Genomic DNA, 17,625 nt, shown 5'->3' with positions numbered 1-17,625 from the left:
GGTCAGCGAATCGACACCAGCGGGCCCGGCGCCCGGCCGCCGGCCAGCGCGGCCGCGTCGACGAGCAGCTCGCCCAGCTGCCTCGGATACACCGTCTCCCCGGCGGCGGCCAGCCGGGCGATGTCAGCCGCGTCGCACCAGCGGTGGCCGTGAATGTAGCTGCGTTCCAAGTCGGTTCGGCCCGCACCGGACGGTTCGAACCGTTGGGTGCGGTAGACGAAGTAGAACTCTTCGCTGTCGATCAGCGAGCCGTTGAACTCGAAGACCTCGTCGCGCCGCCAGACCGGGCCCACCAGCTCTCCCGGTGCGGCCCTGAGTCCGGTCTCTTCGGCCAGCTCGCGGGCGGCCGCCTCGGCCAACCGCTCACCCCGCTGCACCTCCCCGCCGACGGTGATCCACCACTTCGGCGCGCTGCCGCGGCCGATCGCCGGATCGGAGCCGCGCAGCAGCAGCACCGCACCCGTCTCGTCGAGCAGCACCACGCGCGCCGACGTGCGGTGGCTGACCACCCCGTTGAAGGAGCCGACGTCGCCGTGGGCCAGCGCGTGGGGACGCTCGACGATCTCGAAATAGCTTGGCAGCGCGGCTGTCCCGCCGAGACGAAGGGTCCGCACCAGGAATCGCTCGCGCAGGGCAAGGGTGTCCCGGACCGCGTCGTTGTGGAAGCGGCGGGCCAGTAGCACCCGGGCCTCGGCATCGGCCAACTCGGCGATCAGCCCGGCCGGCAGCGAGGCCGGGTCGACGATCGCCAGCGCGGCCGAGAGCTCGTTCTCGCGCGACTCGCGCTCCTGCCGCGGCGCGGCCTCGGCGGCGTCGGCCAGCGCGGCCAACCGCCTGCCCTCCGAGGCACCGCCGTAGGCGTCGATGGCGACCGCACGGGCCACGACCGCGCGGCGCGCCAGAGCCCCGTCGAGCGCCTGCCATGACAGGTCGTAGCGGACGTGCAACCGGTCCAGGCGGTTGGCCGTCTGGTAGGCCCAGGCGCCCAGGACCGCCAGCAGCCCGACCAATACCGCGACGGCGACGGCGAGCCACGTCATCAGCTCGCCACCTGAACTTTGGCGCCGGTCGCCGCGACCGTCTCGTAGACGCGCATGATCTGGCTGGCCACCACCGACCAGTCGTAGCGCTTTACGGCGGCCGAACCGGCCGCCACATAGCGTTCGCGCAGCACATCGTTTTCTAGCACCGAGATGAGGGCGTCCGCCAGCGCAGCGCCGTCGCCGACCGGCACCAGGCACCCGACTTCGCCGTCGCGCAGCACCCGGCGGAAGGCGTCCAGGTCGCTGGCCACCACCGCGGTGCCCGCGGCCATGGCCTCGACCAGGACGATGCCGAAGCTCTCACCCCCCACGTGGGGCGCGCAGTACACATCGGCGCTGCGCATCGCCGACGCCTTCCCGGCGTCGTCGACCTGGCCGAGAAACCTTATGTGTTTCACCAATTCGCCCGCCTGCCCGCGCAATTCGGCCTCGTCGCCGCGGCCGACGATGAGCAGCTGGACGTCCGGAAAGTGCTGCACCACGCCGGGCAGCGCGTCGAGCAGGACCGACATGCCCTTGCGGGACTCGTCGTAGCGCCCCAGGAACAGCACCGTCTTGCCCGGCCGCGGGTAGCCGTCCAGCGGACGCGCCGAGGCGAAGGAGTCGACGTCGACGCCGTTGGGGATCTCGACCGCGTCGGTGCCCAGCGCCTCCATCTGCCAGCGACGGGCCAAGTCCGACACCGCGATCCGGCCGACGATCTTTTCGTGCATCGGTCGCAGGATGCCCTGAAAGACCGTCAGGGTCAGCGATTTGGTGGTCGAGGTGTGGAACGTCGCGACGATCGGCCCCTCGGCGATGTTCAGGGCCAGCATCGACAGGCTCGGCGCGTTGGGCTCGTGCAGGTGCAGCACGTCGAAATCGCCTTCGGCGAGCCATTTTTTGACCTTGCGATGGGTTGCCGGGCCGAACCGCAGCCGGGCCACCGACCCGTTGTAGGGAATCGGGACGGCCTTGCCGGCGGAGACGACGTAGTCGGGCAGGGCCGCGTGCGGCGAGGCCGGCGCGAGGACGCTCACCTGTTGCCCGCGCTGACGCATCACCTCCGCCAGCTGCAAGACGTGCGACTGGACCCCGCCCGGGACGTCGAACGAGTAGGGGCAGACCATCCCGATGCGCATCAGGTCTCCCTGAGCCGCGCCTGCTTGGCTTCGGACAGGTCGGCCAGCCACTGCGGTTGCAGCATGTGCCAGTCCTCGGGGTGCGCGGCGATGTTCGCTGCGAAACGGTCGGCCAGCGCCTGGGTGATGGCGCCGACGTCGCCGCTGCTGCAGTCCAGTGGCGGGAACACGTGAAACCCCCACCCGTCGCCGTCGAACCAGCAGTGCACCGGAAGCAAGGCCGCCCCGGTCGCGACCGCCAGCTTCGCCGGTCCGGCCGGCATCCGGGTGGCCTCGCCGAAGAAGTCGACCTGCACACCGGTGCGGGTGAGGTCGCGATCGGCCATCAGGCAGACCAGTTGGTTCTCTCGCAGCCGATCGCACAGTACATCGAACGGCGGCCGCTCGCCTCCGGACAGCGGCAGCACCTCGAAGCCGAGGCTCTCGCGATAGCGGAGGAAACGCCGGTACAACGACTCCGGTTCCAGTCTCTCCGCGACGGTGATGAAGGTGCCGCGGGTCTGGGTGAACCACACCCCGGCCATGTCCCAGTTCCCGCTGTGCGGCAACGCGCAGATCGCGCCGCGGCCCGCCGCCAGCGCCGCGTCCAGGTTGCCGGCCCCCCGGAACGCGGCATCGAGTTCGCCGGACAGGGCGCGCAGGTCCATCGACGGCAGGCGAAACGCCTCCCTCCAGTAGCGGGCGTAGGAGGCCAGCGACGCCCGCATCAGGTCGTCGGGCACCTCTGCCGGCGCGACGCCGGTGACGCGGGCCAGGTTCTTGCGCAGCTGCGCCGGGCCGCCACGGCGCGCCGCGTAACGCGCCCCGGTCTCGAACACGGAGCGCGCCGCGAATTCCGGCATCGCCCGCACGGCCATCCAGCCGGCCGCGTACGTCCAATCGCTCGCGGTGCCGGACACCAGCCGCCGCGGCGCGGTGATCAAACCCATCCCCGGGATCACGGCATGCGCTCCGTCGCTCCGGGCGAGGTCCACACCGTGCGCAGCCGCTGCACGCAGGTCACCACGCTCGCCACCGCCAGCAGCCACATGGCCACCGGCAGGGCGGGCGGCCAGGCCACGAACGGGAAGTCCGCCACGCCGGCGCCGACCAGGACGATGATCAACCGTTCCGGGCGTTCGATGATGCCGCCGTCTCCGCGCAACCCGCTGGCCTCGGCCCGCGCCTTGATGTACGAGATGACCTGCGAGGTGACCAGGCAGATCATGGTCGCCACCGCGAGCGGCTTGTCGTGCATGCCGAAGGCCACCCACCACAGCAGGCCGCAGAACACCGCGCCGTCGCTGACGCGGTCGCAGGTGGCGTCCAGCACGGCGCCGAACCGGGTGCCGCCACCGCGCTCGCGGGCCATGGCGCCGTCGAGCATGTCGAACAGCACGAAGAACCACACCACGCAGGCACCGGCGAACAACTTGCCCATCGGGAACAGCGCGAGCGCCCCGGCCACGGACCCCGCGGTGCCCAGCACCGTCACCACGTCCGGGGTCAATCCCATCCGCAGGCACGCTTTGGCGGTCGGCGTGGTGAGCCGCGCGAACGCCGCCCGCGAGAGGAACGGCACCTTGCTCATGACTGGTTAGCCCACTCCGCGGCCAGCAGCCGGCGGGTTTCGCGCAGCAGCTGAGGGATCACCTTCGAGCCGCCGATGATGGTGATGAAGTTCGCGTCGCCGCCCCAACGCGGCACGACGTGCACATGCAGGTGCTCGGCCAGCGACCCACCCGCCGACGTGCCGAGGTTGAGGCCGACGTTGAAGCCGTGCGGCCGCGACACGTTCTTGATCACGCGAATGGCCTTCTGCATGAAGGCCATCAACTCCGCGCTCTCCTCGTCGGTGAGGTCCTCGAGCTCGGACACCCGTCGATACGGCACCACCATCAGGTGCCCCGGGTTGTACGGATAGAGGTTGAGGACCGCGTAGACGAGTTCACCGCGCGCGACCACCAGGCCTTCCTCGTCGGAGAGTTGCGGGATGTCGGTGAACGGCTGCTCGGTCTTGCCCGAAGAGTCGGGGTCGCGCTTCATCGGCGCTTCGGCCAGATAGGTCATCCGGTAGGGCGTCCACAGCCGCTGCAGGTGGTCACTCTCGCCGACGCCGGTGTCCAGGATGGTGTCCTCGGCGCGTTCCTTGGGCTCACTCACCGCCGGTCACCTTCACCAGTTCGGCTGTGGGGGCGGCATTCTCGCGTTCGGCGATCCAGGCCACGATGGCGTCGACGGCACTCTCGCGGGGCACACCGTTGATCTGCGTGCGGTCGCCGAAGCGGAAGCTCACCGCCTTCGCCTGGACGTCGCGGTCACCCGCCAGCAACATGAACGGCACCTTCTGGCCCGTGTGGTGCACGATCTTCTTGGCCATCCGGTCGTCGCTGCTGTCAACCTCCACCCGCACGCCGTGCGACTTCAGCTGCGCCGCAATGCTTTCCAGGTAGGCCACGTGTTCGTCTGCGACGGGAATCCCGACCACCTGAACCGGCGCGAGCCACGCCGGGAACGCCCCCGCGTAGTGCTCGGTGAGGATGCCGAAGAACCGCTCGATCGACCCGAACAGGGCGCGGTGGATCATCACCGGCCGCTGACGGGTCCCGTCCGGGGCCGTGTACTCCAGCTCGAAGCGCTCCGGGAAGTTGAAATCCACCTGGATGGTCGACATCTGCCAGCTGCGGCCCAGCGCGTCGCGGGCCTGCACGGAAATCTTCGGGCCGTAGAACGCCGCGCCGCCCGGGTCGGGAACCAGTTCCAGGCCCGACTCGGCCGCCACCTCCGCCAGTGAGTTGGTGGCCTGCTCCCACATCTCGTCGGAGCCGACGAACTTCTCCGGGTCCTTGGTGGACAGTTCCAGATAGAAGTCCTCCAGGCCGTAGTCGCCGAGCAGCTCGAGCACGAACCGCAGCAGCGACGCCAGTTCACCGTGCAACTGGTCGCGCGTGCAGAAGATGTGCGAGTCGTCCATGGTGAATCCGCGCGCCCGGGTCAGCCCGTGCACCACGCCGGACTTCTCATAGCGGTAGACGGTGCCGAACTCGAAGAGCCGCAACGGCAGTTCGCGATACGACCGGCCCCGGGACCGGAAGATCAGCGTGTGCATGGGGCAGTTCATCGGCTTGAGGTAGTAGTCCTGCCCGGGCTTGCGCACCGTTCCGTCGTCGTTCAATTCGGCGTCGAGGTGCATGGGCGGGAACATCCCGTCGGCGTACCAGTCCAGGTGGCCCGAGGTGTGGAACAGCTGCGCCTTGGTGATGTGCGGGGTGTTGACGAATTCGTACCCGGCCTCGATGTGCTTGCGTCGCGAGTACTCCTCCAGCTCCCTGCGCACCACCCCGCCTTTGGGGTGGAAAACCGCCAGCCCCGAACCGATTTCGTCGGGGAAGCTGAACAGATCCAGCTCGGTCCCCAGCTTGCGGTGGTCGCGCCGCTGGGCTTCGGCGAGCAGCTCGAGGTGGCGGTCCAGCGCCTCCTGCGACTCCCACGCGGTGCCGTAGATGCGCTGCAGGCTCGCGTTCTTCTGGTCCCCGCGCCAATACGCGGCGGAGCTGCGGGTCAGCTTGAACGCCGGGATGTGCTTGGTGGTCGGGATGTGCGGCCCCCGGCACAGGTCGCCCCAAACCCGTTCCCGGCTGCGGGGATTGAGGTTGTCATAGGCGGTGAGCTCGTCGCCGCCGACCTCCATGATGTCGGGATCGCCGGACTTGTCGTCGACCAGTTCCAGCTTGTAGGGCTCGTTGGCCAACTCGGAGCGTGCCTGGTCCTTGGACTCGTAGACGCGCCGCTCGAACAGCTGCCCCTCCTTGACGATCTGGCGCATCCGCTTTTCCAGCGCCGCCAGATCCTCCGGCGTGAACGGCTCGGCCACGTCGAAGTCGTAGTAGAAGCCGTCGGTGATGGGCGGCCCGATTCCGAGCTTCGCGTGCGGGAACATGCCCTGAACCGCCTGGGCGAGCACGTGCGCGGCCGAATGCCGGATGACGCTGCGCCCCTCGTCGGTGTCGGCCGCCACCGGCACCACCTCGGTATCGGAGTCGGGCACCCAGCTCAGGTCGCGCAGCTTTCCGTCCGCGTCGCGGACCACGACGATCGCGTCGGGCGCCCCGCGGCCCGGCAGCCCCGCCTCCCGCACCGCGGCCGCGGCGGTGGTCCCGGCGGGCACCCGGATCGGGGCTGCTGGGGACGGGTTTGCGGGGGCGCTCATCGCGTGGGTTCTCCTAGGTCGGTGGGTCGACGACCATGCTATCGGGGCGCCCCGCGGCCAAGCAGGGCCGTCGAGCAGTGCGGCAACGTCGCGCGGCGACGACGCCCGCAGCAAATTGTCGGCAGAATGGGACCGTGGGGGCGCAGACGGCTTTGGCATTGCTGCTCGCCGCCGTCGGCGCCATCGTGGTGATGAACTGGGTCAGCGACCGCACCGGACTCCCCAGCGCGGGCCTGCTCACCCTCGTCGGCATCGGTTACGGGTTGCTGCCCGGGCCGAATGTCGGCCTGCGGCCCGACATCGTGATGACCTGCATATTGCCGCCTTTGCTCTACAACGCGGCGCTGGAGTCGTCGCTGGTCGGGATACGCCGCAACTTGCGCACGGTCATCAGCCTGTCGGTCATCCTCGTTCTGCTGACCGCGGCATCGGTCGGCGCCGCCTTCGCCCTGCTGGTCACCGGTGCGACGCTCGCGGCGGGTGCGGTGCTGGGCGCGGCGGTGGCACCCACCGACCCCGTGGCCGCGCTCGCGGTCGCCCGCAAGGTCGGCCTGCCGCTCAACATCGTCACCCTCATCGAAGGTGAGGGGCTGCTCAACGACGCGACGGCCCTCACCACCTTGTCGGTGGCCATCACCGTGGCCAGGGGTGCGGACTTCTCGTTCCCGTTCGCGATCCGGGAGTTCGCCCTGGCCGCCGTGGGAGGCCTGGCGATCGGGCTGGTGTTCGCTTGGTGCCGCCGCCTGTTGCGGCGGGTGCCGCACGATGTGATGACGGCCAACGCGATCTCGCTGGCCACACCGTTCCTGGCCTATCTGGCGGCCGAGAAGGTGCACGCGTCGGGTGTGCTGGCGGTTGTGGTGTGCGGGTTGGTCGTCGGGCACGACTCGCCGCGGTCGGAGTCCGGGGCGAGCCGGTTGCAGACCCGGGCCGTGTGGCGGTTGGCCAACTTCCTCCTCGAGGGCCTCGTTTTCCTGCTGATCGGTCAGCAGTTCCCGGCCATCCTCGACGGCCTGCGCGGCTACCCGGTGTCGACCATCGTCGTGGCGACCACCGTGACCACCGCGGCGGTGCTGCTGGTGCGGCCGCTGTGGCTGATGCTCACGCAGTCACTGCCCCGGTCACTGCACACCAGGCTCGGGAACGTCACGGGGACCGCCGACGATGACGACGACCATGACGAGCCGGCCCAAGCCCCTCCCCGGCGCGACCGCAACGCCGAGAGACTCAGTGGCCGTGAGATTTTCGTACTGAGCTGGGCCGGCACCCGAGGCGTCGTCAGCCTCGCCGCGATCTTCGCCGTGCCCTTCGCCACCGACAGCGGCGCACGGTTTCCCGTCCGGGATCTGTTGCTGTTCTGCACGTTGGTGGTCGTGCTGGTGACGCTGATCGGGCAGGGCAGCACTTTCGGGCCGGTCGTGCGTGCCCTCGGCGTTCACGCGAAGGCCGTGGACGAAGTGCGCCTGCGTAATCGGGCGCGCACGGCCGCCGTGCGCGCCGCCCTCGAGACCCTCGACGAGCTGGGTCACAAAAGCGAAGCGGACGCCAGGGCGATCGACGTTGTGCGAAGGCAGTTGCGCGCCCGGCTCGAGCGGTATCAACGTCGGCTCGATCTGCTGTCGGATTCCGACGACGTACCGAACTATCCCGAATACGAGGCGGCCGTCGCGATCCGGCGGGTGGCCATCGATGCCGAGCGCGACGAACTCGTGCGCTGGCGTGACGCGGGCATGCTGCCCGATCGGAGCCTTCGGGTGCTCGAACGCGAACTCGATCACGAAGAGGTGACGTTGCCGACCACCCGGCTCTGAGACCGGCGCGGCCGGTGAAGATCCCAATGCGGTTGCCGCCCAACGGTTATGACGGCGCAAGCCAAACCAGCGCGGCGACCGTCAGCGCCTGGGTCCCGGTGTCGAGGGTGGGCTGGATAACCGGCGCGAACGCGGGCGAATGGTTGACCGGGATGTCCTCGCTGGCGCGACCCGCGCTCACCGCCTGGTGATAGGTGTCGGGATCGGCGCCGCCGATACCCCAATAGCAGTAGGGCGTCCCCAGCGCCGTCGGAATGTCGCTGAAGTCCTCGCTCGCGGCCTGAAGCGGCAGCTCGCATGATCGCTCGCGGAAGAAATCGTCGAACGCGGCCCGCACCCGCTCGGTGACCGTGGAATCGTTGACCGTCGCCGGATAGTGATCGAAAAGCTCGAAGTCGGGATCCATCGGGGATCCGGACGCCTGGCATTCGGCGGTCACGATGCGCCGGATCGCATCCAGGACCCTGCCGCGGGTCTGCTCGCTGAAGGCGCGCAGGTTCAGCTCCAGCACGGCGTGGTCGCCGATGATGTTGCTCTTGGTTCCCGCCTCGATCCGGCCGATGGTCAGCACGGCCGAATCGGTCGGCGCGACCTCGCGGGAGACTACGGTCTGCAGCCGGATCACGATCATGGCGGCGAGCACCACCGGATCGACGGTGGCCTGGGGCATCGAGCCGTGGCCGCCGCGGCCATACACGGTGATCCGCATGCTGTCCGCGGTGGAGAGGACGGGCCCGGGTCGTGTGCCCACCCGACCGGCCGGAAAAGGCAGGACGTGCTGGGCGAGGGCGACGTCGACACGGCCGACCAGCGTTGCGAGATCGTCGTCGAGCATGGCGCGGGCGCCGTCACCGACCTCCTCGGCGGGCTGGAACAAGGCGATCACGGTGCCCTTCCACTCACCGCGGGCACCGGCCAGCAGCGCGGCCGCCCCGAGCAGGCAGGTCACGTGCACGTCGTGGCCGCAGGCGTGCATCACCGATACCCGGTTGCCGTCCGCATCGGTGGCGGTGGCGGTGCTGGCATACGGGAGGCCGGTGTCTTCCTTGACGGGCAGCGCATCCATGTCGGCCCGCAACAACACGGCCGGGCCGTCGCCATTGCGCAGAATCCCGACGACGCCGGTGCCGCCGATGCCGTCGTGCACGTCGTAGCCGAAGCCACCCAGCCGCCGGGCCACGGCCGCAGCGGTCTCGCGCTCCTGGTGTGACAGCTCCGGGTGTTGGTGCAGATTGCGGTAGAACTCCTCCTGCCAGGCACGGGCGTCACGCAGCCCCGCGAGCACCCGCGTGAACACCGAGTTAGCGGCTGTCCCCATCGTTGAGGCCCTCCTCCGTCTGGTGGTCCCGGGGCGCCGGCGGGCGGGAGCGCCGCCGCGAGAAAAGCGTCGGCGGCGACCAGGCACCCACGGCGGGCAACATCCAGCCACGCCACTGAGCAAGCCAGCACAGCACCGTCCCGGTCAGTGTGCCCACCAACAGCCCGGGGGTTGGGTGGTCGCGGTAGTTGAAGAGCACGAGCACGCCGCTCGCCGCGAGGGCGCAGGTGGCGTACAGGGTGTTTCCGCCGAAGATCCCCGGGACGCGACGCATCACGATGTCCCGCGTCGCTCCGCCGCCGACCGCGGAGATCGTGCCCAGCAGCAGCGCCGCCAGCCAGCCGAGCCCCACGGCCAGCGTCTTGTGCGCACCGGTTGCCGCCCAACATCCCAATGCCAGCGCGTCCACGATCGGCCATACCCAGTTCCACACCCGGCCCTCGACCCGGAAGGCGAACGCGAACGCCGCCCCGGCGAGGGCGGTCAGCAGATAGGCGTAGTCGGTGAGCGCGACCGGGGTGCCACGCTGCAGCAGAGTGTCGCGGAGCATGCCACCCCCCAGACCCGACAACACGGCGAGGGCCGCGAACCCGACGGGGTCCAGCTTCTCCTTCCGCGCGATCACGCCGGCCAGCAGGGCGTTGCCGAACACCCCGGTCAGGTCGACCGCACGGAACAGGTCCGCCATTGTCAGGCCGGCGGGCGTCACACCGAAACCCCTTTCCCCGGCCGGGCCGGGTATCCGCGCAGACCGGGCCGACGCACCTGGGCGCACGACCACCGGGTCTCACCGAAATTGCTGCGGTGCAACGGTGTTCGATGCAACATCGCGCTAGGGTTGGCCGGGTTTGAGCCGCACGAACAGGGCGTCGGCTTCGGTCAGCAGCGTGTCGCCGTCGGTCAGCCGGCCGGAGACGAAGATCTTGCGCCCGTCCACCCGGTCGACGCCGGCGTCAAACTGCAGCTCCTTTTCGATGGGCACGATGTTGCGGTAGTCGATCTTGAGGTAGGCCGTGCGCTGGCGCCGGCTCCCGGTGAGCAGAACCGCCGTCAGGCCGAGGACGGTGTCGAACAGCATGCCGAGCGAACCGCCGTGCACCGCGCCGTTGCGCCCCAGATGGAACCGGGCGAAACGCGCCCAGCCGTGCACGCGGCTGTCGTCACCCCTGCGGGCGGACATGGGAACCGTCAGGACGTTGCCGCGCATCGGCAGGTCCATGCGGCGGCCCGAGGGCGCCGCCCACTCGTCGGCGTCGTACGGGGCGAGCAACTCCGAGAGCTTCTCCAGCTGGTTCGCCGCCTCGGTGATCACCTGGTCGGGGGCGTCGACGGCGCGAGCGTGGTCCTGCAGCTTGCGCACGGCCTCGATGAACCGGCCGTAGTCGGGACCGCCCTTGGTCGTCGGTTCGGGCGGGTTGAACCCGCCGCCAGAGTGCCTGGCCTGTCCGCTACTCACCCGGACACCGTATCCGGTGGTCAGACGGTGTTCTGACCTCCCGCGGTCGACAGCGCCTCGAACTCGTCGTCGCTCAGCTCGATCTGGGCGGCGGCGACGTTCTCCTCCAGGTGCGCCACCTTGGACGTGCCCGGGATCGGCAGCATCACCGGCGACCGTTTCAGCAGCCAGGCCAGCGCCAGTTGGGACGCGCTCGCGTGGTGCTCGCCGGCGATGCGTTGCAGCGGGCCGTCGGGGGCGGCCAGCGGCCCGGCCGCCAGCGGGAACCACGGGATGAAGCCGATGCCCTGGCTGGTCGCGGCGTCCAGCAGCGGTTCGGCCCCGCGGGCGGACAGGTTGTACATGTTCTGCACCGAGACGATCTCGGTGATCCGCTGGGCCTCGGTGAGCTGATCGACGTTGACCTCGGACAGGCCGATGTGGCGGATCTTGCCCTCGTTCTTCAGCGCCAGCAGCTCGCCCACCTGGTCGGCCAGCGGGAAGTCACGGTCGATGCGGTGCAGCTGGAACAGGTCGATCGTGTCGACGCCCAGGCGGCGCAGGCTCATCTCGCATTCCTGGCGCAGATAGCTCGGGTTGCCCAGTGGGATCCAGACGTCGGGGCCGGTGCGCAGCAGACCCGCCTTGGTCGCGATGACCAAGCCGTCGTAGGGATGCAGCGCCTCGCGAATGATCTCCTCGGCGATGTACGGGCCATACGAGTCGGCGGTGTCGATGAAGTTCACGCCGAGTTCGACGGCGCGCCGCAGCACGCGGACCGCTTCGTCGCGGTCGGCGGGCGGGCCCCAGACGCCCTTGCCGGTCAGGCGCATGGCACCGAAGCCGAGCCGGTTGATGGTCAGGTCGCCGCCGAGTGTGAACGTTCCGGACGCTTGGCTTTTTGGTGCAACGGTTTCGGAGTTTTGTGCGGTCACTTTTACGACCGTACGCCGTAAATGTGGCCCCATCTCGGCGTGGCAAGCTGGACGGGTGGACTTGGGAGCGCTCGAGGAACTGCCGTTGACCTACCCCGAGGTGGGGGCGACCGCATCCGGCAATTTGCCCGCCGGATACGGCCACCTGCACACGGAGAAGCAGATCGGCACCGGGCAGCAGCGCTTCGAACGCGCCGCCGACGCCGTCATGCGCTGGGGCATGCAGCACGGCGCCGGCCTGCGGGTGCGGGCCAGCTCTGAGGTTGCCGAGGTCGGCACGGTCGTGGTGGTGCGCATGGGTTTTCTGCCCGCGCCATGCCGGGTGGTGTACGTCATCGACGAGCCCGACATCCGCGGATTCGCCTACGGCACACTGCCCGGACATCCGGAGTCAGGCGAGGAACGGTTCGTCGTCCGGCGGGACCCCGCGACCTCCGCGGTGTTCGCGGAGGTAACGGCGTTCTCGCGGCCGGCGACCTGGTGGAGCAAGGCCGCCAGGCCCGTGGTGTCGGTGGCTCAGCGCCTCATCGCCAAACGCTATCTGCGCGGGGTCTGAGCCGGCAGCGCCGGCGTCCGCCGCCGAGTGTCACGCGAGCGTGTCTCCCGCCGCCGAGCGTCAGGCCAGCGTGGCTCCCGCCGTCGAGCCGGGGGCTCCGCCCGCTTGCGGGGGACACGCCAGCGTCGCGGGTGGACGCTAGGAACCCCAGCGAGCCAGCAAACACTCTGCGCCCGAACACATTTCGTCGATCACCTCGGCCACCGACGCGTCGTCGCGGATCATCCCGACGCCCTGACCGGCGTCCACCGGGGCGACCCGGCGGTCGTCGGCGGCGATCGAGGCCTCGAGTTCGTCGCAGGCCTGCGGGTTGAGCGCGTCCTCCTTGCCGGTCCAGCGCTCGACGAAGTCGTTGGTCAACACCCGCGACGGGAACCGCGCGGGCCACGGCCGCGCCTGGGCGACGTCGAAGGCCCGGGTGACCGCGGTGTCGGTGGCCCGGGCCGCGATCAGCGCACGGCGGCTGCCGTCACCGGAGAGCGCCTCCGGACACGCGGCCAGGCGGGTGCCCACCCACGCCCCGCTCGCCCCGGCGGCCAGCACGGCGGCCAGGCTGCGCGCCGACGCCACGCCGCCCCCCGCGAGGACAGGCACCGAGACGGCGTCCAACACGGTGTCCAGCAACGGCAGCGTCGCCAGCGTCGTCTCACCGTGCCCGCCGCCCTCCGATCCGCGGGCCACCAGGATGTCGACGCCCGCGTCGGCCGCCTGGAGAGCGCCGAGGCCGTCGTAAACCTGTGTGGCGGTGGGGATTCCGGCGTCGTGCGCCTTCGCGACCCACGACCAGTCGGTCCCGAAACTGACCGACAGCAGGGCCGGACGCGCCGCCAGGGCATCCTCGAACAGGCCCGCCTCGGTACGCATCACCCAATCGACCAGGCCGATGCCGAACGTCCCACGCACGTGCTGCAGCTGGGTTTTCAGCAGTTCCCTCGTCGCCACGCTGCCCATGCCGACCATGCCCAGGCCGCCGGCCGCCGTGACCGCCGCGGCCAGCCGGCCCCCGGCGACCCCGCCCATCGGCGCGTTGACGATCGGTACCCGCAGCCCGAATTCCCTTGACCAGGGCGTCGAAAGCATGCGGCTAGTGAGCCGACGGCAGGGTCTTGAGCACCGTCAGCATGACCACCGAATCCTCGACCGCGCGCAGGGCGTGCCGCTCCGCCGGGATCGCGACGTAGTCGCCGGTTTTGCCTTCCCAAGCGTCATCACCGGCGGTCAGGCGCACGTGGCCCTGCAGCACCTGCAGCGTCGCCTCGCCGGGGCTGTCGTGTTCGGAAAGTTCATGCCCGCCAAGCAAAGCCAGCACAGTCTGCCGGAGCTCGTGGGTGTGGCCCCCATGGATGGTGTGGGCGGCCCGGCCGCTGTGGGTTTCCTTGGCCTCGGCCAGCTTTTCGGACGCGAGGCTGGTCAACGAAATCGATTCCATAGCTGAGTCCTTTGTGGTTGAGCGGACGCGATCACCCCGTCAGTAGCAGTATCCCCGCCGCGACAAGCGCGGCCACCTTGACCACCTCGAAGCCGACGTAGCCGTAGTGGGCCCGCGAGCGCGGCCCTTCGGACCCGGCGAGCACGCTGTCGGAGCGGCGCGTCAAACGGGGGCGCACGGCGATCAGCTGCAGGGCAAGCGCTCCCACCGCGACGAAAGCCGCCGCGGCGACACCCGCCGGCGTCGGGCCCGCGACCACGATCGCCGACAGCACAAGCGCGAAACAGACCTCGACGGTATTGAGGGCACGAAACACCAGCCGCCCGATGCCGAGCCCGACCTGCAACGTCACATTCGGTGCGCGGAACTTCAGCGGGGCCTCCAGGAACGAGATCGCCAGCACCATGCCGAGCCACACGAAGGTCACCGCGACGGCCACCGCGTGGCCGGTGCTCACTTGGCGGCCTTCTGCGGCTTCAGGTGCGCCAGGCAGAGATCGGGCTCGACGAACGCCTCGAGCCGGTCGACCGAGACGGGCGCACCCCAGGTCTCCATGGCGCCCTGCATGAGGCCGAGGTGCACCGGACAGACGACGGTCGTCCGGTTCTCGGCCAGTTCCAGGAACGGGCAGTGCCGCAGCCCGACCTGTTGCTCCCCGTCGGCCGCCCGGCGCTCGGGCGCGAAGCCGAGTTCGTCGAGCATGTTGACCAGGTGGTCGATCGCGTCGTCGGCGCTGGGGGAATTCATCGGAACCGACTGCAGGCTGGCATCGAGCTTTCTCCCCCAGGCCCGCCCCGCGGCCACCGCCTTGGCGCCGGCGTCGGGCTCACCGGCGAACGCCGTGGCAAGCACCTCGGCGAGCAGGCGATAGTGCCGCGTCCCGCCGCGGTCCATCTGGCGGACCGCACGGAACATCAACGGTGGGCGGCCCGGCCCCTTGCGGTCCAGCTCGACGTGCTCGACCTGCCCGTCGCCGACAAGGCTGTCCAGGTGGAATCGGACGGTATTGGGGTGCACGCCCAGCACGTCGGCGATAGCGGCGATGCTCATCGGGTCGGGCGACGTCCGCAGCACCCGCAGCACCTCGCGGCGGCGGCTGGCGGACTCCCCGACCGACGTGCGCGGCACATTCACGGGTCCCTCACGCTCCTTCCGCTTGGTCGGCCCTCGGGTGAGCGGCCACCAAAGGCGTGTCTACACCGAGCGGACCCAACTTGGCCGCCCCACCCGGTGACCCGAGGGGGGCGTCTCGCCCCGGCAGCGTTTCGGTGAAGAACGCTTCATTGTCGGCCAGGTGCGGTTTGAGCTCGCCAGGCAGGTCGTCTTCGTAGTAAATGGCGTCCACGGGGCACACCGGCTCGCACGCTCCGCAATCCACGCATTCGTCGGGATGAATGTAGAGCGCCCGGCCACCTTCGTAGATACAGTCAACGGGGCACTCGTCCACACAGGCGCGGTCCAACACATCGATGCACGGGTTTCCGATCACGTACGTCATGCCCGACAGTTTACACAATAGTACTTGTAAAAACGAGGCAATCGGGAGCACCGGCCGGGGCTCATTTGGAAGACCCTGTGCGACAGGCTTTCTGATGGTCAGGCCGCCGACCGTCGCTCGGCTTCCCGCGGCGGACCGCGGCGGCGACCCGGTGGCGCGCATCTGGCCGCGGGCCCGGCCCGGCGAAGGCCACCGGCGCCCATAAACCCCGATGTCGAGCGCCTTCGTTTAAATGCTCTGAGCCGAAGCGGGTTTCGCGCCTTCCGGGTGGGCGAGCCGGTAGACCTCGATGAGCCGGGCCACATCGGTCGGTGTCACGATGCCGACGACCTGGCCGGCGTCGAAAACCAGGGCGCGGCTGCGCGGGCCGGCGGGGGCCATCCGCTCCAGCAGGGTGGTCAGCGGCTCCTGCGGTGCGCCGGAGGGCACCTCCTGCAGCGGCTGCGCGATCTCCGCCACGGTGGCGGTGGCGCGCCGCTCGGGTGCGACATCACGCAACTGCCGCAAGGTGATCAGACCCGAAATGGTCCCGCTCTGGTCGACGACGGGGTACGCGGAGTGCCGGTCGCCGAGCACATAGCGCTGGACGAAATCGTCGACGGTGATCCACCCGGGAGCGGTGTGCGGGCGGGCGGTCATCGCGTCGGCGACGCGCACTCCGGCAAACATCTGCTGGGTCGCAATCCGCGTCTCCTCTTCGCGGCTGGCTGCGAAGATGAACCAGCCGATGAACGCGAGCCAGACCCCACCCACCACACCGCCGAGCAGAAATTCGGCCAGCCCCAGCCCGATCAGGATGAAGGCGACCACCCGCCCGGCGTGGGCGGCGCCGATGCTGGCGCGGACGCTGTCGCCGTGGCGGCGCCAGAGGACGGCCCGCAAAACCCGGCCACCGTCCAACGGTGCGCCGGGCAACAGATTGAACAGGCCCAGCAGCAGGTTGATGCCGGCCAACCAGGAGGCGACGCCGACCGCGATCGGCGCGGCGCCCACCTCCGGCAGGACAGCGACCAGGCCGCCGAAGACGGCGGCCAGCGCGAGGCTGGTGGCCGGCCCGGCGATCGCGATCCGGAACGCCGCCGTCGGCGTCTTCGCCTCACCGCCAAGGGTGGTGACTCCGCCGAACAGCCAGAGCGTCACGCTGCCCACGGGGACCCCCGCGCGGCGGGCGACGACGGCATGCGCGAGCTCGTGCGCCACCAGCGACGCCAACAGCACCAGCGCGCCGCACGCCCCGGCAACCCAGTAGGCGACGGGCGAATACCCTTTGACGCTGCCGGGCAGCATGCTGGCCAGGCTCCAGGTGAACAACCACAGGATCACCAGCACGCTCCAGTGGACCTTCACCGGGAAGCCGGCGATCCGCCCGATTGGGATCGCGTCGCGCACCTCGAACCTCCAAAGTCGTTGAGGGAAGCGGCCCGACTGCCGCCTCGTGTCCGAAGGTAGTGCGACGCGACTGTTACCACTAGGGCCGTTGGACCCCGGCGAACGTCGATCAAGCCGCCGGACGGCGGGGGCGGTGATGACTTTGGGCCCGATCCGCAATCTCCGCGTGACGGACTACCGGCGCCGTGTCACGTAATTTGGCATGCGGTTCCGGCTGAACAAAGGAGCATCGCGGGTATGGGTGGTATCCCACCGTTGTTGTTGACGGACTCTGACGTGGACGCCCTGGCTTGCGAGTTCCTTCAGTCGCGGTATCTCGGCCCGATCTACGCCGACTGGTCCCCCGATCGACGCCTCGACACGTTCCTGCGCCGCCGCGGCCTGTCTCGCGTAGCCGACGACGGCGACCTGTCCAACGCCGTCTTGGAGCGCATCCTGGGCCAGGTCGGTCGGGCCCCCCGGCTGGCGCGCCATTAAACTTGCGGCGCAAGCAAATCGGGACGATTCGGACCACATCGACGCTCCGCCGATTCCCGCCACGACGGTCACACCGTTGCTCCCGCTCACGTCCCGCGGTCAGCCCACCGCGAGAGCGTCCTCCAGCTCGGCCAGGCACTCCTCGGTCAGCGGGATGAAGTTCTCGATGTCGGGTACGACGTCACGACCCGCGGCGTAGCCGAATCCGACCCGGTCGGCGTACAAGCACGTCGTGATGTTGAGTGCGTGACCGTCGTAGACCGTCGACACCGGATACAATCTGCCGATCTCACATGTCCGCGGACCGGCGGCCGAAATGTATTGGAACGGCGCGCGAATCGAGGAGATGTATCCGGTGTCGACGGTCTACGACGGTCACGCACTCAACATCACGACGTGCTTGTACGCCGACCGGGTCGGATTC

The 17,625-nt window shown here is 69.7% G+C and carries 20 protein-coding genes and 1 pseudogene; 4 read left to right on the top strand and 17 right to left on the bottom strand.

Translation table 11 applies throughout. From position 1 onward, the window contains the following. Positions 1-2: 2 nt before the first annotated feature. Genes A5704_RS17470 through thrS form a run of 6 tightly spaced genes read right to left on the bottom strand, consistent with a single transcriptional unit; the run spans position 3 to position 6,353 of the window. Positions 3-1,040: an NUDIX domain-containing protein gene (locus A5704_RS17470; protein WP_067779633.1), complete on the bottom strand. Its 1,038-nt coding sequence runs from the start codon at positions 1,038-1,040 to the stop codon at positions 3-5. Then, positions 1,040-2,164 carry a glycosyltransferase family 4 protein gene (locus A5704_RS17465; protein WP_067751739.1) on the bottom strand — a complete coding sequence of 375 codons (1,125 nt, stop codon included), beginning with the start codon at positions 2,162-2,164 and terminating at the stop codon, positions 1,040-1,042. The genes A5704_RS17470 and A5704_RS17465 overlap by 1 nt, the downstream gene beginning before the upstream one ends. Next, positions 2,164-3,093 carry a phosphatidylinositol mannoside acyltransferase gene (locus A5704_RS17460; RefSeq protein WP_067751792.1) on the bottom strand — a complete coding sequence of 310 codons (930 nt, stop codon included), beginning with the start codon at positions 3,091-3,093 and terminating at the stop codon, positions 2,164-2,166. The genes A5704_RS17465 and A5704_RS17460 overlap by 1 nt, the downstream gene beginning before the upstream one ends. An 8-nt stretch (positions 3,094-3,101) precedes the next feature. Next, positions 3,102-3,734, bottom strand: a complete 633-nt coding sequence (pgsA, locus tag A5704_RS17455; RefSeq protein ID WP_067751736.1) for a phosphatidylinositol phosphate synthase — start codon at positions 3,732-3,734, stop codon at positions 3,102-3,104. Next, entirely contained in the window at positions 3,731-4,306 is a 576-nt protein-coding gene (locus A5704_RS17450; protein ID WP_067751732.1) for an HIT domain-containing protein, read from the bottom strand. Before A5704_RS17450 ends, pgsA begins: the two co-directional genes overlap by 4 nt. Continuing rightward, positions 4,299-6,353 (bottom strand): threonine--tRNA ligase, encoded by a 2,055-nt coding sequence (gene thrS / locus A5704_RS17445; RefSeq protein WP_067751729.1) that lies wholly within the window; start codon positions 6,351-6,353, stop codon positions 4,299-4,301. Before thrS ends, A5704_RS17450 begins: the two co-directional genes overlap by 8 nt. Before the next feature lie 35 nt (positions 6,354-6,388). Between thrS and A5704_RS17440 the strand changes: the two genes are divergently transcribed. Next, entirely contained in the window at positions 6,389-8,164 is a 1,776-nt protein-coding gene (locus tag A5704_RS17440; protein WP_067890131.1) for a sodium:proton antiporter, read from the top strand. 46 nt (positions 8,165-8,210) lie between these two features. Here the strand turns inward: A5704_RS17440 and A5704_RS17435 are convergent, their stop codons facing one another. The 4 genes from A5704_RS17435 to A5704_RS17420 form a co-directional block, all read right to left on the bottom strand. After that, on the bottom strand, positions 8,211-9,449 hold the full coding sequence (locus A5704_RS17435; protein WP_197499168.1) for an amidohydrolase: 1,239 nt from the start codon (positions 9,447-9,449) through the stop codon (positions 8,211-8,213). A gap of 16 nt (positions 9,450-9,465) precedes the next feature. After that, positions 9,466-10,191, bottom strand: coding sequence for a trimeric intracellular cation channel family protein (locus A5704_RS17430; RefSeq protein WP_156670024.1), 726 nt, complete (start codon positions 10,189-10,191; stop codon positions 9,466-9,468). 123 nt (positions 10,192-10,314) lie between these two features. Next, positions 10,315-10,938, bottom strand: coding sequence for a PaaI family thioesterase (locus A5704_RS17425; protein ID WP_067890129.1), 624 nt, complete (start codon positions 10,936-10,938; stop codon positions 10,315-10,317). A 20-nt stretch (positions 10,939-10,958) separates the two neighbouring features. Beyond that, positions 10,959-11,852, bottom strand: coding sequence for an aldo/keto reductase (locus A5704_RS17420; protein WP_067751717.1), 894 nt, complete (start codon positions 11,850-11,852; stop codon positions 10,959-10,961). A 55-nt stretch (positions 11,853-11,907) separates the two neighbouring features. Between A5704_RS17420 and A5704_RS17415 the strand changes: the two genes are divergently transcribed. Continuing rightward, entirely contained in the window at positions 11,908-12,408 is a 501-nt protein-coding gene (locus A5704_RS17415) for a DUF1990 family protein (RefSeq protein WP_067751713.1), read from the top strand. Between the two features lie 138 nt (positions 12,409-12,546). Here A5704_RS17415 and A5704_RS17410 read toward each other — a convergent pair whose 3' ends face one another. The 6 genes from A5704_RS17410 to A5704_RS17385 all read right to left on the bottom strand — a co-directional run bounded on the left by A5704_RS17410 (position 12,547) and on the right by A5704_RS17385 (position 16,724). Further along, on the bottom strand, positions 12,547-13,488 hold the full coding sequence (locus A5704_RS17410) for a nitronate monooxygenase family protein (protein ID WP_067751710.1): 942 nt from the start codon (positions 13,486-13,488) through the stop codon (positions 12,547-12,549). A gap of 4 nt (positions 13,489-13,492) precedes the next feature. Continuing rightward, positions 13,493-13,837, bottom strand: coding sequence for a cupin domain-containing protein (locus A5704_RS17405; protein ID WP_067751707.1), 345 nt, complete (start codon positions 13,835-13,837; stop codon positions 13,493-13,495). A 31-nt stretch (positions 13,838-13,868) separates the two neighbouring features. Further along, positions 13,869-14,294 carry a hypothetical protein gene (locus A5704_RS17400; RefSeq protein WP_067751704.1) on the bottom strand — a complete coding sequence of 142 codons (426 nt, stop codon included), beginning with the start codon at positions 14,292-14,294 and terminating at the stop codon, positions 13,869-13,871. Further along, a complete protein-coding gene (locus A5704_RS17395) occupies positions 14,291-14,971 on the bottom strand; it encodes a metalloregulator ArsR/SmtB family transcription factor (protein WP_067890127.1) in 681 nt (226 codons plus the stop codon). Before A5704_RS17395 ends, A5704_RS17400 begins: the two co-directional genes overlap by 4 nt. Before the next feature lie 7 nt (positions 14,972-14,978). Next, positions 14,979-15,335: a ferredoxin gene (gene fdxA, locus A5704_RS17390; protein ID WP_067751698.1), complete on the bottom strand. Its 357-nt coding sequence runs from the start codon at positions 15,333-15,335 to the stop codon at positions 14,979-14,981. A 228-nt stretch (positions 15,336-15,563) separates the two neighbouring features. Then, a complete protein-coding gene (locus A5704_RS17385) occupies positions 15,564-16,724 on the bottom strand; it encodes a site-2 protease family protein (RefSeq protein WP_067751695.1) in 1,161 nt (386 codons plus the stop codon). 261 nt (positions 16,725-16,985) lie between these two features. On the opposite strand from A5704_RS17385, the gene A5704_RS17380 reads away from it, so the two are divergent. Then, positions 16,986-17,201 carry a hypothetical protein gene (locus tag A5704_RS17380; protein WP_197508501.1) on the top strand — a complete coding sequence of 72 codons (216 nt, stop codon included), beginning with the start codon at positions 16,986-16,988 and terminating at the stop codon, positions 17,199-17,201. A 99-nt stretch (positions 17,202-17,300) separates the two neighbouring features. On the opposite strand, the gene A5704_RS17375 is transcribed toward A5704_RS17380, so the two are convergent. Next, positions 17,301-17,519 carry a WS/DGAT domain-containing protein gene (locus A5704_RS17375; protein WP_231969171.1) on the bottom strand — a complete coding sequence of 73 codons (219 nt, stop codon included), beginning with the start codon at positions 17,517-17,519 and terminating at the stop codon, positions 17,301-17,303. Here A5704_RS17375 and A5704_RS27800 point away from each other — a divergent pair. Next, a pseudogene (locus tag A5704_RS27800) lies at positions 17,464-17,625 on the top strand (WS/DGAT domain-containing protein); the annotation flags it as partial. The gene A5704_RS17375 and the pseudogene A5704_RS27800 sit on opposite strands and share 56 nt — an antisense overlap.

Origin of the sequence: Mycobacterium sp. E735 (assembly GCF_001666955.1) — a bacterium.
Taxonomy (GTDB): domain Bacteria; phylum Actinomycetota; class Actinomycetes; order Mycobacteriales; family Mycobacteriaceae; genus Mycobacterium.
Note: the sequence above shows the minus strand (reverse complement) of the source record. Positions and strands in the feature narration are given on the sequence as shown.

Excerpts from the sequence above, each read along its gene's own strand:
- A5704_RS17470 (WP_067779633.1), bottom strand. The coding sequence starts at position 1,040 with ATGACGTGGCTCGCCGTCGCCGTCGCGGTATTGGTCGGGCTGCTGGCG.
- A5704_RS17465 (WP_067751739.1), bottom strand. The coding sequence starts at position 2,164 with ATGCGCATCGGGATGGTCTGCCCCTACTCGTTCGACGTCCCGGGCGGG.
- A5704_RS17460 (WP_067751792.1), bottom strand. The coding sequence starts at position 3,093 with ATGGGTTTGATCACCGCGCCGCGGCGGCTGGTGTCCGGCACCGCGAGC.
- pgsA (WP_067751736.1), bottom strand. The coding sequence starts at position 3,734 with ATGAGCAAGGTGCCGTTCCTCTCGCGGGCGGCGTTCGCGCGGCTCACC.
- thrS (WP_067751729.1), bottom strand. The coding sequence starts at position 6,353 with ATGAGCGCCCCCGCAAACCCGTCCCCAGCAGCCCCGATCCGGGTGCCC.
- A5704_RS17440 (WP_067890131.1), top strand. The coding sequence starts at position 6,389 with ATGCTATCGGGGCGCCCCGCGGCCAAGCAGGGCCGTCGAGCAGTGCGG.
- A5704_RS17410 (WP_067751710.1), bottom strand. The coding sequence starts at position 13,488 with ATGCTTTCGACGCCCTGGTCAAGGGAATTCGGGCTGCGGGTACCGATC.
- A5704_RS17405 (WP_067751707.1), bottom strand. The coding sequence starts at position 13,837 with ATGGAATCGATTTCGTTGACCAGCCTCGCGTCCGAAAAGCTGGCCGAG.
- fdxA (WP_067751698.1), bottom strand. The coding sequence starts at position 15,335 with ATGACGTACGTGATCGGAAACCCGTGCATCGATGTGTTGGACCGCGCC.